Source organism: Microcoleus sp. A006_D1 (assembly GCF_036702805.1).
GTDB lineage: Bacteria > Cyanobacteriota > Cyanobacteriia > Cyanobacteriales > Microcoleaceae > Microcoleus.
This window is the reverse complement of sequence record NZ_JAUBVZ010000008.1, coordinates 166316-187837: the sequence shown is the minus strand read 5'-3', so window position 1 is coordinate 187837 and position 21522 is coordinate 166316. Positions and strand designations below refer to the sequence as shown.

Below are 21522 nucleotides of genomic sequence, written 5' to 3'. Positions count from 1 at the left end.
CGAGATTGAGATGGCAAAGACGCGATCGATCGTTCGCGAGCGATCGCGTCTTTGCCAAATGAAATTTATTGCTGGTTTTTGATCAGTCAGGGTAGGTTATGGCTAATTTGCGTTCTACTGTGATCGTAAAAACAGATATTTGCGGATATACCGCCCGAGTTAAAAAATTATCTCAGTCGGACTTAAGTAGTTTGTTGAACGAGCATAAAAATTTTATTTCAGATATTAGCACCAGAAATGAAGGCAGCGTAATTAAAGGAGAAGGTGATTCGTTTTGGATGATTTTTCCCAGCGTCACAGCAGCGGCGGTGGCAGCCCTAGAAATGCAGCAAGAATTGAGAGCTGAACAATCTAGCAAATCCAACGACGAACGATTGGCTATTCGCGTGTCGATTACATTGGGAGATGTCTTGCATCAAGATAAAGATATCTTTGGCGATACGGTGAATTTAACAGCGCGCATAGAATCAGTAACTCCGCAGGATGAAATATATTTGTCGCAAGCAGCATGGCTGGCGCTCAACAAAGCAGAAGTCCAAACATCTTTTGTGAATGAGTTTTCTTTGAAAGGAATGAGCGAACCTGAAAAGGTATACAAGGTTGACCAAAGTTACAAAACCAGAATTGTAGAAAATCAAGCAATAATTAAAGCAGATTTGAGAGGTTTTATTGCCTATCAAGAATCTAATTCTATCAAAGATGTTGAATATTTGCTCACGAACTTCGATACTTTTGAAAAAACAATTTGCGAAGAATACGGCGGCACAATTCGGAGTATTGTTGGCGACTCGCATTTGTTGACTTTCCCGGAAGCTCACTCAGCTTTAGCTGCAATGGAAAGTTTGTGCGAGAATTGGAAACTGTTTATTCACGGCAATCAAATACCTTGCGGCTTGTCGGTGGGAATTGCTAAAGGAAATTTGTATATATTTCGCTCTTGTACTTACGGCAAAGATATTAACATCGCCGACAGGTTGGAAGATTTGAGTAAAATCGTATCTCCGGGTACAGAAAAAAATTCGGTGATAGTTTCCGATCAAGTAAGACGCGAAGTCAGCGGCTCGAAGTGGGAATACAAGCTGATCAAAATTGATAGAAATGTGATTTTAGATAATCTTTTAGATTATAGTCAGTTTGACTTTTTCAAAGAAAATGATGTTTATCGGTGCTTAGTGGTATGAAGTTGGACAATATTGAACTTGAGACTGTAGAATATCTGAGAACGTCGGCTGCGATTCGCCAAAAGTGCGATCGGCTTTTTGATTTAGCCTCCGAAAATAAACTGCGCTACTTCCGCGTCGATTTATCCCAACTCGACAAAGCAGCAAATTATGTAATCGACACAACCCGCCAACAGTATCCCGATTTTAACATTCCCTTTCACAGTCGCTGGCGGCATTTTGAAGCCGGCAACCAACCGCGCATCGCCGAATTGAATGCTGCTTTAGCAGGATTTTCACTCATAGAACAAGCTAAGATCAAGTTTGATTTAGCAATTGTCAGCGTTTTGCTGGATGCCGGTGCGGGTGCAGATTGGCAGTATTGCGAAGCAGAAACAGGACAGGTTTACCGCCGTTCTGAAGGATTAGCAATAGCCACTTTTCGGATGTTTTGTCAAGGTGTTTTTTCCAGCAATCCCGATTTTCCTCTTCAAGCTGATTCTCGGGGACTTTCTCAATTAAAACTAGAAACTTTAGCTGCTGGATTTCAAGTAAGTCGAGACAATCCGCTAGTTGGTTTAACGGGCAGATTGCAATTGTTGCAGCGTTTGGGGAATGCGATTTGCCAGCATCCATTATTGTTTGGTAGCGAAAACCCGCGTCCCGGCAATTTGGCAAAATATTTGCTCGACAGTCGAGTTTCTGGAGTCGAAACTGTGGATTGTGCTGATGTGTTGAGCGCTGTTTTGACTGGTTTTGGGGAAATTTGGCCGGGAAGATATGCCATTGCTGGTGTTAATTTAGGCGATGTTTGGCGGCATCCGGCATTACAAGGAGAAAATTTGGGAGATGAATTTGTGCCGTTTCACAAACTCTCGCAGTGGTTGACTTATTCGCTGTTGGAACCGTTGCAAGAGCTTGGTTTAGTCGTCGCCGGATTGGATGAGTTGACGGGATTGCCGGAGTACCGCAACGGTGGTTTGTGTTTGGATATTGGGCTGCTGCGGGCAAAAGATGCGGCTATTTTTGAAGAGAGTTATTTGCCGGGTTCGGAGGTTATAGTGGAATGGCGATCGCTAACTGTGATTCTTTTAGATAAAATTGCCGCTGCTATGCGAAAAAAGCTGCATTTGAGTGCGACAGAATTGCCGCTGGTGAAGATTTTGCAAGGGGGAACTTGGGCGGCGGGGCGGAAAATTGCGGCAGAATTGAGGGCTGGTGGAGTGCCGCCAATTCTGATTGAAAGTGACGGTACTGTGTTTTAGAAGAGACCTCTTGCAAAAATAGCTAAGAACGGGCCGGAGAGCCAGTTCCAAAATTTGATTAAAAGGACTTTTGCAAGATATCTAAGGAAGTTCGGCAACGAGCAATGTACGGGATGTAACGGATTTCAGCCTACAAATAAGCTGTTGCGTATTTAAATTGGAAATTCGGGACGGGCTATAAGCCCATCCCACAAGAGTTTTATTGATTTTTGACACACAATTTAAATGTAGAACAGCTTACTGTTGCATGATTTTTAATAATTGGTATAATTAGCGCAGTAAAAAACCCGGTTCCTTTACGAAACCGGGTCATGGGTGTTATGTTTTTTTGGCGATTTTGCTTAGCGGCAAGTGCGATATTTGATGTGATAAACTAAACCGCGATGAGCCAAATCGAAGGAGTCAACGGTGGCTGCGCCCGCACCACTGGCTGTCATCGAGGCATTCACCCGCATATTTACACTGTCGCCACAGCGAGACCAAACATCAGCTACAGTGACTAAACTATCTCGAACATTGTAGTTAGTTTCACCGCTTAAATTCCGATTAAAAACTGGGCCGCGACTTCCTGCGAAAAAGTATTCTGCTCGCAGGTTTCCTGTGGTTCTAGGAGCAACGTAGCCGCGGTAATCGGCATCGTAGAGAGAAATTTGGAAGCCTTGGGGTACTTTGATGGGAATGCTCAGATTGCAGCTTTTCCGCCTTTCTGTTGAGACATTCCCTTGGGCTGCAAACTTATCAAATAGGATGGTGAGTTCTTGACCGTCGGGGCTGACGCTGACGCTGGCGGAGCGATCGGGGCAACCGCTACCACCGTAGCTTGCACCTAATATTTGAACTGACGGAGTAGCAGCAAAGGCGGGGCTGATAGCAGCAGTCGTTAATACTGTCGCTAGCAAGAGTTTTACAAATTTCATTGATGTTCTCCTTAATGTTTTTTTTCTTAGGACAATCCTGAATAATTCAAGGAAGATTGAGGCTATGCCCTTCCATTTAGGAGGTGCAGGCCTTTACTGAAAAGGCAGTCAGATTCTGACTGAGAGCTAGATACCTGTATTTTGCTCTGGGCTTCTTCGAGTAGCATTAGTTGATGGACTAATGCCTGTTTTGTCCTGGTACTTTCTAAGCTTCATGCCATTTAAATACTCTTCCGGACGATTCGATGCCAAAATTTATAGATTTTTTGCCAGTGTTTTTGGGGAACAACTATCGGGTTTTTGTGTCGGTGCTGTACTGGCGAATATTTGTTGAGCTGCGAATTATATTCAGGCGCTATTGCTTGAAAGAATATGCTTGATTTCTGGAATCAGATCCGCTGGAGTTGTAGTAAAAGGCTCGGTCTGGTAGCGGTAAATGATGCAAAATAGACGATATCTGTATTTGATGTCAGATTTAGGACAGGAGAATTATAATTAAGAAAATTAACTGTTTAAAAAAATGACTGCTAAAGTTACTGTGATCGAGCATCCTTTGATACAGCATAAGTTAACTCTGATGCGGCAAACTCAAACGAGTACGGGGAAGTTCCGGCAGTTGCTGAAAGAAATTGGGATGCTTCTAGCCTATGAGGTGACGCGAGATTTGCCGCTGAAATACGAATTAATCGAAACGCCGATCGCACAAATGAATGCACCGATGCTGGCTGCGTCCAAGAAAATGGTGATTGTTTCGATTATGCGCGCTGGTCAGGGACTTTTAGATGGTATTTTAGAACTGATTCCGTCGGCGAGGGTGGGACATATTGGTTTGTACCGCGATCCGACAACTCATATGGCGATCGAATATTATTTCAAAGTTCCGCTGGATATCGAACAGCGAGATGTTTTAATTGTCGATCCGATGCTGGCTACTGGTAACTCAGCAGTGGCGGCAGTCGATCGACTTAAAGAAGTTAATCCTAAGTCTATTAAGTTTTTGTGCTTGCTGGCGGCACCGGAGGGAATTGAGCACTTCCAGCAACAGCACCCTGACGTGCCGATTTATACGGCTGCTATTGATGAGCGTTTGGACGATCGCGGATATATTGTACCCGGACTGGGAGATGCGGGCGATCGGCTTTACGGCACTATGTAAATTTAATAAATTTTTTTTTGGTGTATATGCCAATACCTTCATTTAAAAATAAGTTGAATAACATAACTATTGGTTTGATACTCCCATACTATGTAAATTGTAATATTTCAATGTCAGGAAAAATCCATATGTAGCCATGGTTGCAGGATTTTTGATCTCGAATTCGCAAATTGCATGATCTAGATGTATTTACTGCATCCTATCGTTAAATTCTATGTATTTGGTGTAACTAATAGCAGTAATTAGTACATACAATAGAGGTATGATGCTGACTGCTTACATCGACTACTAACATTTTTTGAACGAGGAAAAAAATCATGGAGACTACAGCACAGAAGGAAGCCCCACATCAGCCTGCTGAGGAAGTGAAAGTTAACAGCATCAACAGTTTAGAGTTTGAGCTTTGGGCTAAAGCGGTGAAACGGCAGATGATTGCAGCACTGTCTAAAAAGGGCGCGATCTAATATCTCTAGGTTTTTTTGTGCACAAGTTCTGTAGAGCTAATTAAGAAAATTGTTGTCTGCATTGTGGTGCAAGATTGATAGGAGGGGATCGGGAGAGTGGGGAGGGGGAAAAGAAAGCCTTTTGCTTCTTCCTAGTTTTGGAGGCACCGCTGGTCGGAAACCGGGTTTTTTTACGGAAATACTTCTGTTGCAATCAACAGAAATGGTAAAAAACCCGCTTTCTTGGTGTCAAGAGTGCATCCCGGACTGTTCCCTCTACCGAATGCTCGATCCCAGATTACGAGAAAGAATTGGTTTAAAGCCTCTTCCTTAAAGGCGAGAAATTAAAACAAGACTATTCATTACTCGAATCCTCGGACTTCCAGGTAGAGGTCGCCCTCAACTGTCAACTGTCCCAGGTCAACTATCAACTGTCAACTATCAACTGTCCCAGGTCAACTGTCCCAGGTCAAGATCGCCTGTCAACGGCCGCCAGCAAGCGCAGACTTCCGTCTTGAACCTGCACGGCTTTCACCGTTCCCACAGCGACTCTTTGTTGACCGTTAGCCATCGCTACTTCAATCTGAATTTTGGGGTCAGCCTGCAAGCCCAGCCGTCCCCAGAGCCACTTGACTTGAGTATCAGGAAAAGACCGCACTTCTACATCTGCAAAAGGCGAATTGACCCAGCGTTGGCCGTCGTAAAAACTGGCTACCTGCACCTGATACCAAACTTGTTCTCCGGTCAATTTTAACTCGGTTTTCGATTGGGGTTCCAGCCACTCAGCGGGATTGATACTGCTAATTACAGTAGCAGAGCCAATGATTTGACTCTTGTGGTCTTGTAAAGTTTGAGCCTGAGAAACTGCTTCCTCAAGTTTGTTGACCAAATTCCGAATTCGACTTCTAGTTTCGCTGTCAGTATCTAATTGCTGGTCGAGCCAAGTCATCGCCTCGCGAGTTCCGTCTTGAGCGGCTACAATCAGGGCGCCCCAAGCTTTGACATCGGCGTCTGCGGCATTGACTCTCAAGGCGGCGTCTACGCGGTTCAAGAGTCGCCCGCCGTCATTTTTGAGGGTGGTGGCAATTTCGTGACTGTTGCTGGGATCGGCTTCAAATACTTGCAAAGCTTGGCTCCAGCGGCCGTCGATCAATTCTGCGAGCACTTGTTGACCGGGACTGGCCCAAGAGGCGAGGGCCTGAGCCCGAGTAATTTTAGCGTGAAATTCGATCGTTTCTAGCTGAGCTTGCGCGATTGCGGGCCAATTCTGACCGGCTTTTGTCTTAGCCATACGCATGACATTTAATCCCGGAGACCACAGCCCGCTGTTCGCAAGCCGCAGCCCATTTTTGTAAGTCTCGTCATTCAAGGCAAATTCTTCTAAAGAAATCGCTGTTAACTGAACTGGATTCGGCAGAAATTTGCGGGGGCCAATTTGATAAAGGGTAAATTGCGGCTCTAAACCAACTGTTTGGTCGATCGCCAACTGTGGGTTTTGCCCCTTAACAATTTGCTGCCAATTCGGCGGTTGTCCGGCCGCACTCACCCAATCCAACAGTGAGATTAAATGATTTTGGCTGGGGTTGTAGCGAACAACTTGTCCGTAGGGAATTTTCTTGTCACCGCGCACCAGTTTACCGCTGACATTAAACCAAATGCCCGAGGCGGGGGGCTTGCCGTCAAAGCGGCGCAATTCTGTCAGGGGTAGCGACTGATTAGAGGCTTGATTGTTAGATTGAGAATCAGCTAAAGAAGCAATGACAAAAGATTCGGCAGGGCCTTCTATATTTACTGAACTTGCTAGCTGAAAATATTGCTCTGGCTCGGAATCGCGATCGGGAAGCTGCACCCGGTTGTACACTCGAAGTTCGACAATTTGACGGCAAGGATTTTTGCAAACAGTAGAAGCATTAACAGTTCTTTCCACCATCACCGGCAACAGCAAATCGGAAACAGAATTATCGGTGGATTTATCGACAGGAAGCGGCAGGGGTTCTCCGGTGACGAATCCCAATTTTCGGACGCTGGCTTTGATTTGATCCAGAGTTTGGATGGAATCTCTGCTACCTGTAGGCAAGCGCGACCATCCTGGCACAAACTGAGAGATCAACTTGTTGCCGTTGGGATCGACAATTAACTGGTAACTCAGCCAAGCGCCGCCACCCATCAAAGCGGAGCACCCGCACAAGACACTCAGGGCTGTCAAATTTGCTACCAGTCTTTTCCAAGGATATCTGGCGGGAGTTGGGGCCGCAGGTATGGGAATCTGGGACTCTTGAAGATTTTTGGGGCGTCGGTTTTGGCGGCGGCGTCTTGTCGGAGGTGGAGCAACTTTTTGATTTTCTGGGGGTTTGGCTCGATTTTTTGAGGGGTTGATTTTGTGTTCCATCGTCCAATTTTTAGAATTTTAGATTTTAGAATTTAGAATTTAGAGTTTAAAGTTGGAATAGCCGATCGTACTGCCGACCTATGATATCCCAGGTGTATTGGCTTTCTACGAACGATCGCGCACTATCAGACAGTTCTTGTCTTAGCTGATGATTTTCAAACAAACTGGTAATCGCCTCAACATACTCCTGAACTTCGTTCGCCCGCAAGGCCCTGATCGGTTCTGAGGTGCTACCATCGACGGCTAAACCTTCCAAACCTCGATCGCTCGCAACCACTGGGGTTCCCGCAGCCATCGCCTCCAAAGTTTTATTTTTAATCCCAAAACCAATCCGCATCGGCACCACACAGACAGCAGCCTGATGCAAATATTCTGCCATCCTTTGCACCCGACCTACGACTTGAATTCCCGGAAGTTTCCCCAAAGCGAGCACGGACGGAACTGGCGAGGCCCCGACTAGGATCAGGGTAGTATCCCGATAGCGCTGCTGCAAAGAAGGCAGTATTTGCAAACTGAGAAACCGCGCCGCGTCAATATTGGGCAAATTGTTCATGGCGCCTGCAAAAATTAAGGTGTGTCCTCCCGGATCGATCGCGCGGTAAGGAAATTCTGCCACATCCACGCCGTTAGGAATCACATCAATGGGAGGGACAAAAAAATCTGCTTTCCCTCGCAGCCTGGGCGGCGACAGCAATTCGAGGAGTTGCTGCTTGTCTGTGGATGTGGTGGTGGCAATCCGGGAGAATTTGGCACAGTAGCGTTGTTCGTAGCGGGCGAGTAGGGGTAAATTCAGGCGATCGCGCAGGGGATTTTCGGACGTGCCGGTGGCTAACATTTCCCTGCAAGTTCCCCAAACCGAACTGTGAATATTTGCGACTGTCAGCAGTTTTTGCCGCCATTCTGGACGCACGTAAATCTCGTTAACGCTGTGTTCGCAGGTGACAGCATCGCATTTGCCGGCTGTTACCAACTCGTCAGCCCAATTCTGCATTGCTGTTGAGTAGCTTGAGAGTACGTTGGGAGGCGTCCCGGATAACAAAAATTGACTGAAACGCCGGATTTTTCCAGCGATCCCGGTGGAAACTGTTCCAGGAGTCTCGAAAACTGCTAATTCTGTAACTTGCCCTCGTAATGCGTCGATTTGTGCATCTGTGACATCGGGCGATCGCACAGTACCGAGAATTACATCGTGCCGCCGGCTCAAGTATTTCAATAAATTAAACGTCCTTACTTGAGTTCCGCCGCGGCTTGGCGGGTAGGGAAAAGTCGAGGAAAGCATCAAAATCTTCATAAGATGTTAGATAAATAAAGTTGCCGCTGTCGCGATAAAATTGACTGATAAAACCTTTTTAACAATCCTCGCACTTATGGACGAATTATCTGTCAAGGCGCTGCTCGAAGATTTGAAAAACTCCGACGAAAGCGTGCGCGATCGGGCAACTACAGAACTCTGGCGCACTTGGTTTAATCAGAAGGGAGATTACGGGATGCAAATTCTCAGGCGATCGCAAGTTTCGCAAGATGCAGGCGATGTTCGCCACGCTTTGGATTTGCTGACGAAACTGATCTCTGATGCGCCAGATTTTGCTGAAGCTTGGAATCGGCGCGCCGTACTTCACTATACCCAAGGAAATTATAAAAAGTCGCTCCACGACTGCGAAACGGTTCTTAAACTGAATCCGGTGCATTTTGGGGCGCTGCACGGTCTGGGTTTGTGCTACGCTGCCCTGGGAGAATACAGAAGTGCTATTCGAGCTTTTCGTCGCGCTTTAGAAATTCAACCGTTTGCTTTGGTGAATCAAAAGTTAATTCTAGAATGTACGGCTCGTTTGAGTTGAAGTCAACTAGAAGGAAGTTCGGCAACGGATTGCGTAACGGATTTAACGGATAGAAGGAAGTTCGGCAACGGATTATCTAACGGATTTAACGGATGTCTGCAAGAAGGAAGAAGGAAGAAGGAAGACTTTAATTTTTAGCAATCTAAAATCTAAAATCTAACATCTCAAATCTAAAATGGTCTAAGTTAGTGCCGAAAATTAGTGTTTGCATTCCTACTTGCAATCGAGTGCATTTGCTGGCTAGTGCGATCGCCAGCGTGCTAGATCAAACTTATACAGATTTTGAATTAATTGTCTGCGATGACGGTTCGACGGACAGCACACCGCTGTTGATGTCGGAATTTGTCGATCGCCCGATTCGCTACATTCGCCACCCGCAGAATATCGGTAAAAGCAATAATATGCGATCGGGCTTTGCGGCGGCAAGGGGCGAATATTTTATTAAATTTGACGATGACGATCGCCTGAGCGCGCAATTTCTAGAGCGGACATCTGCTATTTTAGATAAAGACCCCAGCATCGATTTTGTCAGTACAGATCACTGGGCGATCGACATTCACAATAATATTGACGAAAACCAGACAAAACTGAATTCGCAGCAGTGGGGCCGCACCGAGTTGTCGGCGGGAATTATTGAAGATTTGTTGGCTACAGTTTTTTTGAGACAAAGTTTGCAAATAGGCGCAACTTTGTTTCGGCGCAGCGCCCTAGAAGCAGTCGGATTTCTGCGGCCGAATTGGCAAAATTGCGAAGATAACGATTTGTTTGTGAGACTTGCAATTGCGGGCAAAAAGTGCTATTACTTGCCGGAGCTGTTGATGGAGTATCGATTTCATGCAGGACAGCAAGGAGTCGATCGGGCAATTCCGTATTTAAGCGATAAATTGCGCTATTTGACCAGCTACGAGTTTGACTCCGAGAAGTTGGAATCAGTCAGGTTCAAGAGGATTGCAGAAACTCAATTAGCGCTAGGTTTGCGGCTGATTGAGGTGGGTGAAACAGCAAAAGGGCGGCGGATGGTGCGATCGGGAAAGTCAGTTTCTGAGGCGAAAATGTGGGCTGGTTTGGGATTGTCGCTGCTGCCGGTAAAGTGGCGGGGGAGGGCTTTTGCGGCGGTGCGGGAGTTGTTGAAACGCGAGTTGTGAAGGTAGAGAATTTCGACAGAATACCGGGCGGTTGAGACGGCGGTTGAGACGGCGGTTGAAACCGCGTCTACACAGACAAAACCTGCCTCCGCAGGTTGAAGAGTGGGTGGTTAAAATCACGTTATTTTCTTCAGCGGTTGAGACGGCGGTTGAAACCGCGTCTATACAGACAAAACCTGCCTCCGCAGGTTGAAGAGTGGGTGGTTAAAATCACGTTATTTTCTTCAGTCTGCGGAGGCAGACTTCGTTTGTGTAGACGCGGTTTCAACCGCCGAGTCTACTTCATGAATAATTAAGACATATTGCATAGAAATCAAACCTATTTTCCTCTAATTTTAAACATTCACTGCTGAGTGACTTCGCTAAGTGCTTCACGAATGACTGCTTCGCTCACACCGTGACGCTTCAAACTGGCAATCAACGCAGAAACTGTATCACCTTCTAGACGCTCCAGATCCGATCGCAATCCTTGTCCAATATAAGCACGTAGCAATGGCTGATAACCAGAAAAACCCAGCAATGGTGCTACTCGTTTCAAATCTTCGATCACATCTTCGGGCATCCGAATGGTGATACTTGTCATGGGACGATTTCTATCTAGTCGCTTTTTCAATGCCTCAATTTTCATAGTATTCGCGTTCCTTGCGTGTAGCTTTACGAGCCGAAATTATCCGAATGATGTCGTTTTCACGCTCAATGTAGACGACATACAAAAGATTCCAATGTCTGTCCAAACCAATGACAGCATCTCGCTCTTCATCGTTGCGACTGGCATCAACCACCACTAGAAGCGGATCGAAGAAGGCTTCTGCTGCTTGCTGAAATGTTACGCCGTCATGATTTCTGGGATTGATCCGAGCTTTCTCGTCATTCCAAACGAAGGCTACACCATTGAGTACGAAATACACATCCATACCTGATAGTGTAACCAAGATGTATTTACATTGTCAATACGTTATGCGGTGAATCGACTTAAAGAATGCACGAATTTTTCTCCCTAAATCGCGATCGCCCTCTCCGGCCGAAATGGATTGAATCTCTACTAAAGTAGTACACAGTGCCCGATCGCAGTTTTTCCTAAATATCGTGTCTATATTATCTGAAATTCCGACTGTGTGGTTGCAAATTTCCCTCGTGGGAGCCTGGTTGGGCTTGATTTTGCTGGTAGCTGAGGGGTTAAACCGCTTTACCGCTGTCGATGCGGAGGTATCGCGGAAGGTGGTTCACATCGGTACTGGGAACGTGATTTTGCTGGCTTGGTGGCTGGAAATACCGGGCTGGGTGGGGATATCGGCGGGTTTTTTGGCTGGTGCGATCGCCCTAATTTCCTACCAATTTCCGATTTTGCCCAGTCTTAACAGTATCAACCGCAAGAGTTTCGGGACTTTTTTCTATGCTGTGAGTATCAGCGTTCTCGTAGCTTGGTTTTGGCCGCTACAACATCAAGAATACGCTGCTTTGGGGATTTTAGTAATGGCTTGGGGCGACGGATTGGCCGCTGTCATCGGCAAAAAATACGGTAAACATATTTATCGAGTTTGGGGAATCCAGAAGAGTTGGGAAGGTTCTGCAACTATGTATTTGGTGAGTTTTGCTGTTAGCAGTTTGATTTTGCTCTTCGTTCAAGGAAATATTTGGCAAACTTGGGCGGTGTCAGCAATTGTGGCTTTGGCTGCTGCTACTTTGGAGTCGGTTTCCAAGCTGGGAATTGACAATTTGACTGTGCCGATCGGCAGTGCTGCGATCGCCTTTTTCCTCAATCAATTTTGGGTAATTGGTTCGTAGTGAGGACTTGAGTCCTCATAAAAATATGAGGACTCTTCGTCCTCACGATCGACCTAATTCTCACCGCAGTAAGGTGAGTTTTTCTAGCGCCCTACATATAGGTATAAACTCGCTGAATTGCTGCTCATTCTTTGAATTTAGAACTTTTGGAGAGTTTACCTTCAAAAGGTTGAACTCCACTATTTGGATAGTTGTCATCGCTGGGGCTGAAAATCCGCACCGCTGCTTCCGAAACGTAACGCATCGCGTTTGCAAAAGATTTAGAAAGATTCATGAAATCTGCCTCTCTTGTCTGGGTTCTGATACTTTTATATTACTTTTAGCTTCTGTATTGCGATTGCTTTAGCAATATTTGTTTGAATTACTTATTAGTCTGCAACATCGAAGCAAACTGAAGCTTTTATGACTGGCGCTTTTTTGGGCGATCGACCTCATTGGCTGGTATATTTCTCCTTACTCAACCCCAGCAGTCACAACTTTCAGAAACGGGGTTTTTTAAGTTTGTTCCAAGGCTGCAAACAAATATTGTCCTGAAAAAACCATAACGCTTGAGTTTTTTGGGTTAATTGCTCAGATTGTCAAATTGATGTTTTTATTGATCCTACCATAATATTCATCCATAAATTAACCTGAAACCCTCTATTCACGGCGAGAATTCAGGATTATTTCAGATAGTACCAGCAATCTTAATCAAATATTTACAAAAAGATATGGTGTTTGTCACTATAATTAAAAAAACAAAGTTTGTCCGGGGTTTTTAGCTATGAAAACTGCGACAGAAAGCCTGCACCTCGCGGGTTTTGAGGAAATCTTAGAAGATCGGGAACTCACGGTTTGTCCAGCAGATTACAGCCTGTTGACCGATCTCTACCAGCTAACGATGGCTGCTTGTTATGTCGGGGAAGGGCTCGACGATCGCACTGCGAGTTTTGAATTGTTCGCGCGCAGGCTACCAGAGGGTTTTGGTTATGCGATCGCCATGGGTTTAGCTCAAGTTTTGGACTATCTAGAGAAATTTCGGTTCTCGGAGGCGCAAATTCAGGCTTTGCAGTCCACCGGGATTTTTGCTGGCGCGCCGGAGCGATTTTGGACTCTACTCGCCACAGCCCGCTTTACGGGCGATGTTTGGGCGGTGCCGGAGGGGACTGCGGTATTTGCCAACGAGCCTCTGCTGCGGATCGAGGCTCCTCTGTGGCAGGCTCAGTTAGTCGAAACTTATTTGTTGAATGCGATCAATTATCAAACTTTAATCGCGACGCGATCGGCCAGACTGCGGGATGTGGCGGGCCCAGACGCTAAGTTGCTGGAATTTGGGACGCGCAGGGCTTTTGGGCCTCAAGCTGCTGTGTGGGCGGCGAGGGCGGCTCTGGCTGCTGGGTTCGATGGCACTTCTAATGTTTTGGCTGCTTTGAAGTTGGGGCGCAAGCCTGTTGGTACGATCGCCCATGCTTTAGTAATGGCTGTGTCGGCTCTCGAAGGCAGCGAGAATCAGGCGTTTGCAGCGTTTCACCGCTATTTTCCCGGCGCACCGCTGCTGATCGATACTTACGATACTGTGGCGGCGGCGCGGATGTTGGCATCGCGAGTAAACAGCGGTGAAATCCAGTTGGAAGGCGTGCGGCTGGATTCGGGGGATTTGGCGGCGCTGTCGAAGGAAGTGCGATCGATCCTTCCGGGCGTGCCAATTATTGTCAGCGGCGATTTGGACGAGCTAGAAATTGCTAAATTAAAAAGTGCCGGCGCTTGCATTGACGGTTACGGTTTGGGAACGAAGTTGGTCAGCGGTTCGCCTGTAAACGGTGTTTATAAGTTGGTGGAAATTGACGGGATTCCGGTGATGAAGGAGGCCAGCGGCAAACTAACGTATCCGGGAAGAAAGCAAATTTTTAGAACTGTGAAAAATGGACAAATTATCGGTGATTGTTTGGGATTGTCCGAGGAAACTCTTCACAATTGGGATTCTTACATACCATTAATGAAATTGATTGTCAAGGAAGGCAAACGAGTGCAGGAGTCGGAAAGTTTGGAGGCGATCGCCAAACGAACTGCTGCTTCTGTCGCCAGTCTGCCGCCAGAAACTCGCCAACTAAATAACCCGATTTCGCCACCCGTGGAAATTTCTACCGATTTGCAAACTCTCACCCAAAAAACTAAAAAGAGTCATTAGTTATTGGTCATTAGTCATTGGTTTTAATTTAAGACTGAAATTATAACTGGTTCCCAGGCTAAGAGCCTGGGAACCCCGATCACTCTTGCTCTGCCTCGCTGCGCTTAGTCTGGTAACGAGTAAACGGTTTGTAGTGCGTCCTGGTGTCCGCGCAGCCGGAGAGCGGACACCAGGACGCACTACGAACCTACGAACCGTTTTTAGTGCGGTTAATCGATCGGACACGATATAACGAGTAATTCCCATTTCCCATTCCCCATTACCGATTCCCTATGCAGAAAATTGCCTTGTTTGGAACCAGTGCCGATCCGCCGACAGCGGGACACAAAACAATCCTGAGTTGGCTTTCTCAGCATTTTGATTGGGTAGCAGTTTGGGCGTCGGACAATCCTTTTAAGTCGCACCAAACATCCCTAGAACATCGATCGGCAATGCTGCTGTTAATCATTCAAGAAATTAATGCGCCGAGACAGAATCTGTGCTTGCATCCAGAGCTCAGCAGTCCAAGGACGCTAGAAACCGTGGAACAAGCAAGATTGCAGTGGCCGGATGCAGAGTTGACGATGGTAATAGGTTCCGACTTGGTGGGACAACTGCCTCGCTGGTACAAATTTGAACAGTTGTTAAAACAAGTGGATTTGCTAATAGTACCGCGACCTGGTTATCCCTCAGAACAGTTAGATTTGTGGCAGTTGAGGCGCCTGGGTGCAGAGGTGGCGATCGCCTCTTTGACTGCTCCCGATGTTTCTTCAACCTCCTATCGCGAAACAGGAGACACGGAAGCCCTAACTCCAACTATCGAAGATTACATTAATCGGGAGCATTTGTACGCATGGCACGAGGAACGAAAAAGAGCGAAGGTTGCTCATTAGCTGACTTTAAAGTAGGAGTAGATAATGTGATTTTCTCCGTCGATACCGTGCAGAACCGCTTGTTGGTGCTGTTGGTAATGCGGCCAGACGAACCGTTTATCGATTTTTGGAGTCTTCCCGGTACTTTGGTGCGGCATGGAGAGTCTCTGGAAAATTCGGCTTACCGGATTTTGTCGGAAAAAATTCGGGTCAAAAATTTGTATTTGGAGCAATTGTATACTTTCGGGGAACCTGGGCGCGATCCGAGGGAATTCACCAGGGGCGATCGCTATCTTTCAGTGAGTTATTTTGCTTTGGTGCGGTTTGAGGAAGCTGAGTTAATTGCTGGGAGTGTAGTTGCGGGTGTCGGGCACCGCGTCGGCGGCATTGCTTGGTATCCCGTGCAACAAGTTCCTCAGCTAGCCTTCGATCACAATCAAATTCTCGAATACGGATACCGACGACTGCGTAACAAACTTGAATACAGCCCGGTAGCTTTTGAAGTTTTGCCGGAGCTTTTTACTTTGAGCGATTTGTATCAACTGTATACGACTATTTTGGGGGAAAATTTTTCGGATTACTCTAATTTTAGAGCTCGATTGTTGAAATTGGGTTTTTTGTGCGATACCGGTGTTAAGGTTTCGCGGGGGGCCGGCCGCCCTGCTAGTTTGTACCGCTTTGATGCGGCAGCTTTTGCTCCTTTCAAAAATAAGCCGTTGGTGTTTATCTAGCGGTTCTTTGGATGACATTCGGGGATCAATTTAGTAAGATTAGAATAGAAGCTATTAAGGAGTGCCGGCGATGAAAGACCCTGAGGAATGCGCTAATATTCACGAAGTTCGGGAGGAAATTGATATCATCGATCGAGAAGTGATCGACGCTTTGAGCAAGAGATTTCAATACGTCATCGCCGCTGCAAGGTTCAAAACGAGTGAAGCTGGCGTTAGATCGTCCGATCGCTTTCACGCTATGTTACAGCAGCGGCGCGAGTGGGCTAAAGAATCTGGTTTGAATCCTGATGTGGTTGAAAATCTTTACCGGGATTTGGTAAATTATTATATTGAGGAAGAGTTGAAACATTACAAATCTGATTAATGTTTCCCTACATTCAAATCTAGGCATATAGGAAATTGAGTCCGCGCGGGCGGACTGTTAGCAAGATTTATGAGGTGATTTGGTAATATGATGAAAATTGCGATCGCACAACTCAACCCTACTATTGGTGATATCTTTGGCAACTCCAACCTAATTCTGGAGGCTGCGAAAAGATCTGCTGTTGAGGGCGCCAACTTATTGCTAACACCGGAACTTTCCCTGATCGGTTATCCGCCGCGCGATTTGTTGCTCGATCCGAGTTTCATTGCCGCCGCCGCAGCACAGTTGCACCAACTGGCGCGAGCTTTGCCACCCGAGTTGGCGGTGATTGTCGGCACTGTCGTACCTAATGCTGATGCTGTTAAACTCGGCGGCAAATCATTGTTTAACAGCGCTGTTTTGTTGCAAAATGGCGCGGTTAAACAAGTTTTTCATAAACGCTTGTTGCCTACCTATGATGTATTTGATGAAGATAGATATTTTGAACCCGGAGAAAACAGCAATTACTTTACTATTGCCGATCGCAAAATTGGCGTTACAATTTGTGAGGATTTGTGGAACAATGAGGAGTTTTGGGGTAAACGCAGTTACGCGGGCGATCCTATTTCCGATTTGGCAAAATTCGGCGTGGATTTAGTGGTTAATTTGTCGGCATCGCCGTATTCTGTGGGGAAGCGGGAAGTGCGATCGGCGATGTTGCAGCACAGCGCCATCCGCTTCGGGATACCGATTGTTTATGCTAATCAGGTAGGGGGAAATGATGATATTATTTTTGATGGCAGCAGTTTTGCTCTGAATCGCAAGGGTGATTTGATTCAGGTATTGGCTTCTTTTGAAACTGATTTTGCGGTGCTGGAATATGACGCAAATAAACAAGATTTGATTGGCAGTGGGAACGGGCAAGATGCCCGTTCCACAAGTGATTTGGGATGGGAATGTGAAGCACAAAAACCACGTTTGATTAGTAGCGGTGGGAACGGGCATCTTGCCCGTTCCATAACAGAAACAGATTTAAGTTTTGAACCGCCATTGGGAGATGCAGAAATTTGGGCGGCTTTGGTTTTTGGAGTGCGAGATTATGTTCGTAAGTGCGGTTTTTCTAAGGTTGTACTTGGTTTGAGTGGCGGGATAGATTCGGCTTTGGTGGCGGCGATCGCCAGTTGGGCGATCGGGCCCGAAAATGTGCTGGGCGTGCTGATGCCTTCTCCTTACAGTTCGGATCATTCGGTTAATGATGCTTTGGAATTAGCCCGAAATCTGGGTATGGCGATCGAACTATTGCCGATCGGCGATTTGATGAAAACTTACGATCGCACTCTCGCCGATTTGTTCCTGAATACAACTTTCGGGATTGCTGAAGAAAATATTCAATCGCGGATTCGTGGCAATCTGTTGATGGCCATTTCCAACAAGTTCGGACATCTGCTGCTTTCGACTGGCAATAAATCGGAAATGTCGGTGGGTTACTGCACTCTCTACGGCGATATGAATGGGGGATTGGCGGTGATTTCCGATGTCCCAAAAACTCGCGTTTATTCGCTTTGTAGGTGGCTGAATTCTGACAGCGGAATGGGGAAAGAGATCGTTCCGGTTAATATTATCAGTAAAGCGCCGAGTGCTGAACTGAAACCCGGGCAAATTGACCAAGATTCTTTGCCGGCTTACGATGTTTTGGATGACATCTTGCAGCGGTTAATCGAACATCATGAATGTGTCCAAGAAATTGTGGCGGCGGGACACGATGCAGCGGTGGTTAAACTTGTAGTAAAATTAGTCACGCAATCGGAGTTTAAACGGCGCCAAGCAGCGCCCGGTTTGAAAATTAGCGATCGAGCTTTTGGTACCGGTTGGCGGATGCCGATCGCCAAAGCTTCCTTTTAAGCAGGTGGTTATAAATAAACATTACATGGGAGAGGGCGGGTTTTGAATAAAATTATTGGTTGGGATGTTATAGATTGTGGCTTAACCCGCCCCTACCAGATACTATGTTTTTTGTGATGACTTACTTATTAAAAACAAAATGGTTAACATCGACGGTACTTTAGGCTTCGATTTTCTCCTGGGAACTCCCGGAAACGATACGATGAGAGGATTTGCGGGTAATGACACAATTCAAGGTTTGGGGGGAAATGACTTGATTTTTGGCGATCGCGACAATGATTTGCTCGCCGGAAATGAAGGCGCTGATACGCTGTCTGGAGGGCAAGGAAGCGATACAATCTATGGAGGAGAGGGGGACGATTGGATTAATGGCGATCGGGGTAACGATTTGCTAATCGGCGGCGAAGGCAAAGATATCTTGACAGGAGGCGCGGGCGATGATTTATTTGTAATTGAAAGTACCTCAGCCGCATCTACGATCGCCCAAGCTGATGTAATTACAGATTTTGGCAACGGTAATGATAAAATTGTCTTGACAGAAGGCATAAAATTTAGCAACTTGGATATTTCTGTTTCGGAGAATCAAACTGTTATAAAATATAAAATTTTTGGCAACTATTTAGGAGTTGTTTTGGGAAAACATAACCTGACTGAATCCAACTTTATATCGATGTTTGGCGGGATAGATATGGGTCAGCTTTTGCCAGTTTCTGTTAACACGATTGTGGGCGATCGCGCGCTCGGACTAGAAGTGGCGAAAACTCCCCAAGAACAAGCGATCGGCTTAATGTTTCGCACAGAATTGCCGGACGATCGGGGAATGCTGTTCCCGATCGCCCCCGCGCGAAACGTGCGTTTCTGGATGAGAAACGTGCAAATCGAACTCGATATGATTTTTCTGCGGCAAGGCATCGTGCAGGCGATAATTCCCAACGTACCGCCGTGTTTCAGCGAAACCTGCCCCAACTACGGCCCGGATGTTCCCGTTGACGGAGTGATCGAACTCAAAGGCGGCAGGGCGGCCCAATTGGGATTGAAAGTGGGCGATCGCATTCCCAATTTACCCTAAAAAGGTATATGATTTTGTAAAAGTATTCAACATTTGTGCATCCCATGAATCCTATAGAATTAAAAATAATCCCCAATCAAACTCAAGACGGTTTAGCTTACCAACATTTGCGCTTGCGAATTGCAACTCAAGACGGTATTATCACACCCGAGGATTTACAAGGTTTGAAAATTCCTGAAGACGTTCAATTGGGCCAAGGAATTGTCATTGAAGGCCGAGGGGCGATTTGGCTGTACGGGTATTTAGTACACGAATGCCATCCTGCGGCGTGGGTTGGATGTTACGATCCGCGATTAGAAGGTGCGGTGGTGGTAGCGACGCACAAACACGAGATATCAGTTGGACAGGTATTGAAATTAAATTTGCCGAGTTAGTAAATTGGGAGCATCTCTTTCGGAGCGCAAACAGCGTTTTTTGGGAGTGCGAGCTTAAGATATCGCTTACTGAGTTAAGTCAATACGCTTGAGTTAATGCTTTTGTACCGTCATTGCTCGCGAAAAGCGTTAGTGGAGCGCTCTAGAGATGAAAGCAATCGAGCGTAAAATCTATGATATTAGAAGTAGCAATTCTTGATGTTAAAGCTAATATGGCTGCTGAGTTTGAAATCGCTTTCAAAACAGCTTCAGCTATTATTTCTGCTATGCCGGGGTATATCTCGCACGAGCTGCAACGGTGTATAGAAACCACAAATCGTTATATTCTGCTGGTGCGGTGGCAAAGTTTGGAAGATCATACTGTGGGATTTCGAGAATCGCCAGATTATCAAAAGTGGCGTTCCTTATTGCACCACTTTTACGATCCATTTCCCACAGTGGAACATTACGAAGTCATTTTGTAAAGCTAGAATTCTCAGCATTGAGGAACATCACAAATGATTGATATCGGTTTAACTCACATCGCACTCCCCGTTTCCGATGTTGAGCAAAGTATTGATTTTTACTCTAAGTATGCGGTCATGCAGGTCGTTCACCGCCGTATTGATGCAGCAGCAGGTGTTGCTGTGGTGTGGCTTTCTGACCGCACTCGTCCTTTTGTAATTGTGCTAATTCAGACCGACTCGGTACATCCCGTTTTGTCTCCATTGGCACACCTTGGGGTTGGCTGCAAGAGCCGCGAATATATGGATGCTCTCTGCGATAACGCACGTCATGAAGGCTTACTGGTTGATGAACCAAAAGATTCTGGGTATCCGATCGGCTACTGGGCTTTTTTGCGAGACCCGGACGGTCACACTCTGGAACTATCCTACGGGCAAGAAATTGGATTTACTATGCAGGAACAACCCCCATGAATATCTCTATTCGACTGCTTCAAGAAAATGAGTTATCGACGGCTGAACATATTTTTAAACTTGCCTTTGGTACTTTTATTGGATTGCCTCAACCTACTGATTTTTGTGGTGATGCGAGCTATGTTAAAACTCGATGGCAAGTCGATCCGACAGCGGCTTTTGCAGCCGAGGTTGATGGGCAGCTCGTTGGCTCGAATATAGCTGTTTGTTGGGGGAGTGTGGGTTTTTTGGGGCCGCTGAGCGTTCATCCTGACTTTTGGGATCGAGGTGTTGCTAAACGTTTGATTGAATGTGCGATCGACCGATTCTCGGAATGGGGGACGCGACAGGCGGGGTTATTTACTTTTCCCAACAGCCCAAAACACCACGCGCTTTATCAAAAGTTTGGGTTTTACCCGCGTTTTCTGACTTTCATTATGGCAAAACCAATTCAGTCGGTTGAGCTGAAGTTTCCAGGAACAAAATACTCTGAATTAACTCCCCAGGAGCGATCGCACTGTCTCCAAGAATGTCAACAACTAACGGATGCTATTTATCCAGGGCTAGATTTATCGCGCGACATTTTGGCAGTTGAGGCTCAAAACTTGGGCGATACGGTTTTACTGTGGGATGACAAAGGTTTGGCAGGATTTGCTGTTTGTCATTGCGGTGCCGGTAGCGAAGCTGGTAGTGATGTATGCTATGTCAAGTTTGGGGCTGTGCGGCCCGGAACGCTTGCAGCCGCACTGTTTGAACGGTTGCTCGATGCCTGTGAAGCGTTTGGGGCGAGTCAAAAAATGCTGCGTCTCAGGGCTGGAGTGAATACCAGCCATGATGTCGCTTATGGTAGGATGGTCGATCGCCATTTTCGCACTGAAAGTACAGGTTTAGTAATGCACAGGCCAAACGATCCCGGTTACAATGGATCTGAGATTTTTGTATTAGACACTTGGCGCTAATGTAAACTTGTTTGGGGATTTCCTTAGATATTAAGGCAATTTGACTTCTTTTAAATGCGATCGTCCTTTTGGTAATAATTTCAGCGTTCAAAGACTGAGCCTCAAAAGTAAGGTAAGATATATCTTACAAAA

24 protein-coding genes are annotated in these 21522 nt (G+C 46.2%); 18 read left to right on the top strand and 6 right to left on the bottom strand.

Going from position 1 to position 21522, the window contains the following annotated elements; translation table 11 throughout:
- The first annotated feature begins 98 nt into the window (after positions 1-98).
- Both QUB68_RS16815 and QUB68_RS16810 read left to right on the top strand, forming a co-directional pair.
- Positions 99-1181, top strand: coding sequence for an adenylate/guanylate cyclase domain-containing protein (locus QUB68_RS16815; RefSeq protein ID WP_332994505.1), 1083 nt, complete (start codon positions 99-101; stop codon positions 1179-1181).
- Positions 1178-2425: a URC4/urg3 family protein gene (locus QUB68_RS16810; protein WP_332994503.1), complete on the top strand. Its 1248-nt coding sequence runs from the start codon at positions 1178-1180 to the stop codon at positions 2423-2425. Before QUB68_RS16815 ends, QUB68_RS16810 begins: the two co-directional genes overlap by 4 nt.
- A gap of 341 nt (positions 2426-2766) precedes the next feature.
- Here QUB68_RS16810 and QUB68_RS16805 read toward each other — a convergent pair whose 3' ends face one another.
- Positions 2767-3342, bottom strand: a complete 576-nt coding sequence (locus QUB68_RS16805) for a DUF4360 domain-containing protein (protein ID WP_332994500.1) — start codon at positions 3340-3342, stop codon at positions 2767-2769.
- Positions 3343-3862: 520 nt separating this feature from the next.
- On the opposite strand from QUB68_RS16805, the gene upp reads away from it, so the two are divergent.
- A complete protein-coding gene (gene upp / locus QUB68_RS16800; protein ID WP_332994497.1) occupies positions 3863-4498 on the top strand; it encodes a uracil phosphoribosyltransferase in 636 nt (211 codons plus the stop codon).
- A gap of 317 nt (positions 4499-4815) precedes the next feature.
- Entirely contained in the window at positions 4816-4962 is a 147-nt protein-coding gene (locus QUB68_RS16795; protein WP_332994496.1) for a hypothetical protein, read from the top strand.
- A 448-nt stretch (positions 4963-5410) separates the two neighbouring features.
- On the opposite strand, the gene QUB68_RS16790 is transcribed toward QUB68_RS16795, so the two are convergent.
- A complete protein-coding gene (locus QUB68_RS16790) occupies positions 5411-7330 on the bottom strand; it encodes a hypothetical protein (RefSeq protein WP_332994493.1) in 1920 nt (639 codons plus the stop codon).
- 46 nt (positions 7331-7376) lie between these two features.
- Positions 7377-8621 (bottom strand): glycosyltransferase family 4 protein, encoded by a 1245-nt coding sequence (locus QUB68_RS16785; RefSeq protein ID WP_332994490.1) that lies wholly within the window; start codon positions 8619-8621, stop codon positions 7377-7379.
- A gap of 76 nt (positions 8622-8697) precedes the next feature.
- Between QUB68_RS16785 and QUB68_RS16780 the strand changes: the two genes are divergently transcribed.
- Together QUB68_RS16780 and QUB68_RS16775 are read left to right on the top strand one after the other, a co-directional pair.
- Positions 8698-9168, top strand: coding sequence for a tetratricopeptide repeat protein (locus QUB68_RS16780; RefSeq protein WP_332994489.1), 471 nt, complete (start codon positions 8698-8700; stop codon positions 9166-9168).
- Positions 9169-9356: 188 nt separating this feature from the next.
- Complete coding sequence (locus tag QUB68_RS16775; RefSeq protein WP_332994488.1) at positions 9357-10313, top strand: glycosyltransferase family 2 protein; 957 nt, start codon at positions 9357-9359, stop codon at positions 10311-10313.
- 343 nt (positions 10314-10656) lie between these two features.
- Here QUB68_RS16775 and QUB68_RS16770 read toward each other — a convergent pair whose 3' ends face one another.
- Complete coding sequence (locus QUB68_RS16770) at positions 10657-10896, bottom strand: hypothetical protein (protein ID WP_332994486.1); 240 nt, start codon at positions 10894-10896, stop codon at positions 10657-10659.
- Positions 10897-10930: 34 nt separating this feature from the next.
- Positions 10931-11245, bottom strand: coding sequence for a BrnT family toxin (locus tag QUB68_RS16765; RefSeq protein ID WP_332994484.1), 315 nt, complete (start codon positions 11243-11245; stop codon positions 10931-10933).
- A 154-nt stretch (positions 11246-11399) separates the two neighbouring features.
- Here QUB68_RS16765 and QUB68_RS16760 point away from each other — a divergent pair, with 154 nt between their 5' ends.
- Positions 11400-12098, top strand: a complete 699-nt coding sequence (locus QUB68_RS16760; protein WP_332994482.1) for a diacylglycerol/polyprenol kinase family protein — start codon at positions 11400-11402, stop codon at positions 12096-12098.
- A 124-nt stretch (positions 12099-12222) separates the two neighbouring features.
- Here QUB68_RS16760 and QUB68_RS16755 read toward each other — a convergent pair whose 3' ends face one another.
- Complete coding sequence (locus tag QUB68_RS16755; protein ID WP_332994480.1) at positions 12223-12372, bottom strand: isochorismate synthase; 150 nt, start codon at positions 12370-12372, stop codon at positions 12223-12225.
- Between the two features lie 128 nt (positions 12373-12500).
- Between QUB68_RS16755 and QUB68_RS16750 the strand changes: the two genes are divergently transcribed.
- From QUB68_RS16750 to QUB68_RS16700, 11 genes are all read left to right on the top strand, one after another.
- Positions 12501-12632, top strand: coding sequence for a hypothetical protein (locus QUB68_RS16750; RefSeq protein ID WP_332994478.1), 132 nt, complete (start codon positions 12501-12503; stop codon positions 12630-12632).
- A 229-nt stretch (positions 12633-12861) separates the two neighbouring features.
- Positions 12862-14265, top strand: a complete 1404-nt coding sequence (locus tag QUB68_RS16745; protein WP_332994475.1) for a nicotinate phosphoribosyltransferase — start codon at positions 12862-12864, stop codon at positions 14263-14265.
- 272 nt (positions 14266-14537) lie between these two features.
- Complete coding sequence (locus tag QUB68_RS16740) at positions 14538-15137, top strand: nicotinate-nucleotide adenylyltransferase (protein WP_332994472.1); 600 nt, start codon at positions 14538-14540, stop codon at positions 15135-15137.
- The gene (locus tag QUB68_RS16735; RefSeq protein ID WP_332994471.1) at positions 15098-15847 is read left to right on the top strand and encodes an NUDIX hydrolase; all 750 of its coding nucleotides are present in this window, start codon (positions 15098-15100) and stop codon (positions 15845-15847) included. The genes QUB68_RS16740 and QUB68_RS16735 overlap by 40 nt, the downstream gene beginning before the upstream one ends.
- Positions 15848-15917: 70 nt before the next feature.
- Positions 15918-16211 (top strand): isochorismate lyase, encoded by a 294-nt coding sequence (locus tag QUB68_RS16730; RefSeq protein ID WP_332994469.1) that lies wholly within the window; start codon positions 15918-15920, stop codon positions 16209-16211.
- 90 nt (positions 16212-16301) lie between these two features.
- A complete protein-coding gene (locus QUB68_RS16725) occupies positions 16302-18092 on the top strand; it encodes an NAD+ synthase (RefSeq protein WP_332994699.1) in 1791 nt (596 codons plus the stop codon).
- A 139-nt stretch (positions 18093-18231) separates the two neighbouring features.
- Positions 18232-19161, top strand: coding sequence for a DUF192 domain-containing protein (locus QUB68_RS16720; protein ID WP_332994466.1), 930 nt, complete (start codon positions 18232-18234; stop codon positions 19159-19161).
- 44 nt (positions 19162-19205) lie between these two features.
- Positions 19206-19535: a CRISPR-associated ring nuclease Crn3/Csx3 gene (gene crn3, locus QUB68_RS16715; RefSeq protein WP_332994463.1), complete on the top strand. Its 330-nt coding sequence runs from the start codon at positions 19206-19208 to the stop codon at positions 19533-19535.
- Between the two features lie 173 nt (positions 19536-19708).
- A complete protein-coding gene (locus QUB68_RS16710) occupies positions 19709-19999 on the top strand; it encodes an antibiotic biosynthesis monooxygenase family protein (RefSeq protein WP_332994460.1) in 291 nt (96 codons plus the stop codon).
- Between the two features lie 33 nt (positions 20000-20032).
- The gene (locus QUB68_RS16705; protein WP_332994457.1) at positions 20033-20452 is read left to right on the top strand and encodes a VOC family protein; all 420 of its coding nucleotides are present in this window, start codon (positions 20033-20035) and stop codon (positions 20450-20452) included.
- Entirely contained in the window at positions 20449-21390 is a 942-nt protein-coding gene (locus QUB68_RS16700; protein ID WP_332994456.1) for a GNAT family N-acetyltransferase, read from the top strand. The genes QUB68_RS16705 and QUB68_RS16700 overlap by 4 nt, the downstream gene beginning before the upstream one ends.
- Positions 21391-21522: the final 132 nt, after the last annotated feature.

Coding starts and splice junctions, on each gene's coding strand:
- QUB68_RS16710 (WP_332994460.1), top strand. CDS start 19,709: ATGATATTAGAAGTAGCAATTCTTGATGTTAAAGCTAATATGGCTGCT.
- QUB68_RS16750 (WP_332994478.1), top strand. CDS start 12,501: ATGACTGGCGCTTTTTTGGGCGATCGACCTCATTGGCTGGTATATTTC.
- QUB68_RS16730 (WP_332994469.1), top strand. CDS start 15,918: ATGAAAGACCCTGAGGAATGCGCTAATATTCACGAAGTTCGGGAGGAA.
- upp (WP_332994497.1), top strand. CDS start 3,863: ATGACTGCTAAAGTTACTGTGATCGAGCATCCTTTGATACAGCATAAG.
- QUB68_RS16705 (WP_332994457.1), top strand. CDS start 20,033: ATGATTGATATCGGTTTAACTCACATCGCACTCCCCGTTTCCGATGTT.
- QUB68_RS16805 (WP_332994500.1), bottom strand. CDS start 3,342: ATGAAATTTGTAAAACTCTTGCTAGCGACAGTATTAACGACTGCTGCT.
- QUB68_RS16770 (WP_332994486.1), bottom strand. CDS start 10,896: ATGACAAGTATCACCATTCGGATGCCCGAAGATGTGATCGAAGATTTG.
- crn3 (WP_332994463.1), top strand. CDS start 19,206: ATGAATCCTATAGAATTAAAAATAATCCCCAATCAAACTCAAGACGGT.
- QUB68_RS16795 (WP_332994496.1), top strand. CDS start 4,816: ATGGAGACTACAGCACAGAAGGAAGCCCCACATCAGCCTGCTGAGGAA.
- QUB68_RS16725 (WP_332994699.1), top strand. CDS start 16,302: ATGAAAATTGCGATCGCACAACTCAACCCTACTATTGGTGATATCTTT.
- QUB68_RS16740 (WP_332994472.1), top strand. CDS start 14,538: ATGCAGAAAATTGCCTTGTTTGGAACCAGTGCCGATCCGCCGACAGCG.
- QUB68_RS16755 (WP_332994480.1), bottom strand. CDS start 12,372: ATGAATCTTTCTAAATCTTTTGCAAACGCGATGCGTTACGTTTCGGAA.
- QUB68_RS16720 (WP_332994466.1), top strand. CDS start 18,232: ATGGTTAACATCGACGGTACTTTAGGCTTCGATTTTCTCCTGGGAACT.
- QUB68_RS16815 (WP_332994505.1), top strand. CDS start 99: ATGGCTAATTTGCGTTCTACTGTGATCGTAAAAACAGATATTTGCGGA.
- QUB68_RS16735 (WP_332994471.1), top strand. CDS start 15,098: ATGGCACGAGGAACGAAAAAGAGCGAAGGTTGCTCATTAGCTGACTTT.
- QUB68_RS16810 (WP_332994503.1), top strand. CDS start 1,178: ATGAAGTTGGACAATATTGAACTTGAGACTGTAGAATATCTGAGAACG.
- QUB68_RS16745 (WP_332994475.1), top strand. CDS start 12,862: ATGAAAACTGCGACAGAAAGCCTGCACCTCGCGGGTTTTGAGGAAATC.
- QUB68_RS16790 (WP_332994493.1), bottom strand. CDS start 7,330: ATGGAACACAAAATCAACCCCTCAAAAAATCGAGCCAAACCCCCAGAA.
- QUB68_RS16785 (WP_332994490.1), bottom strand. CDS start 8,621: ATGAAGATTTTGATGCTTTCCTCGACTTTTCCCTACCCGCCAAGCCGC.
- QUB68_RS16780 (WP_332994489.1), top strand. CDS start 8,698: ATGGACGAATTATCTGTCAAGGCGCTGCTCGAAGATTTGAAAAACTCC.
- QUB68_RS16700 (WP_332994456.1), top strand. CDS start 20,449: ATGAATATCTCTATTCGACTGCTTCAAGAAAATGAGTTATCGACGGCT.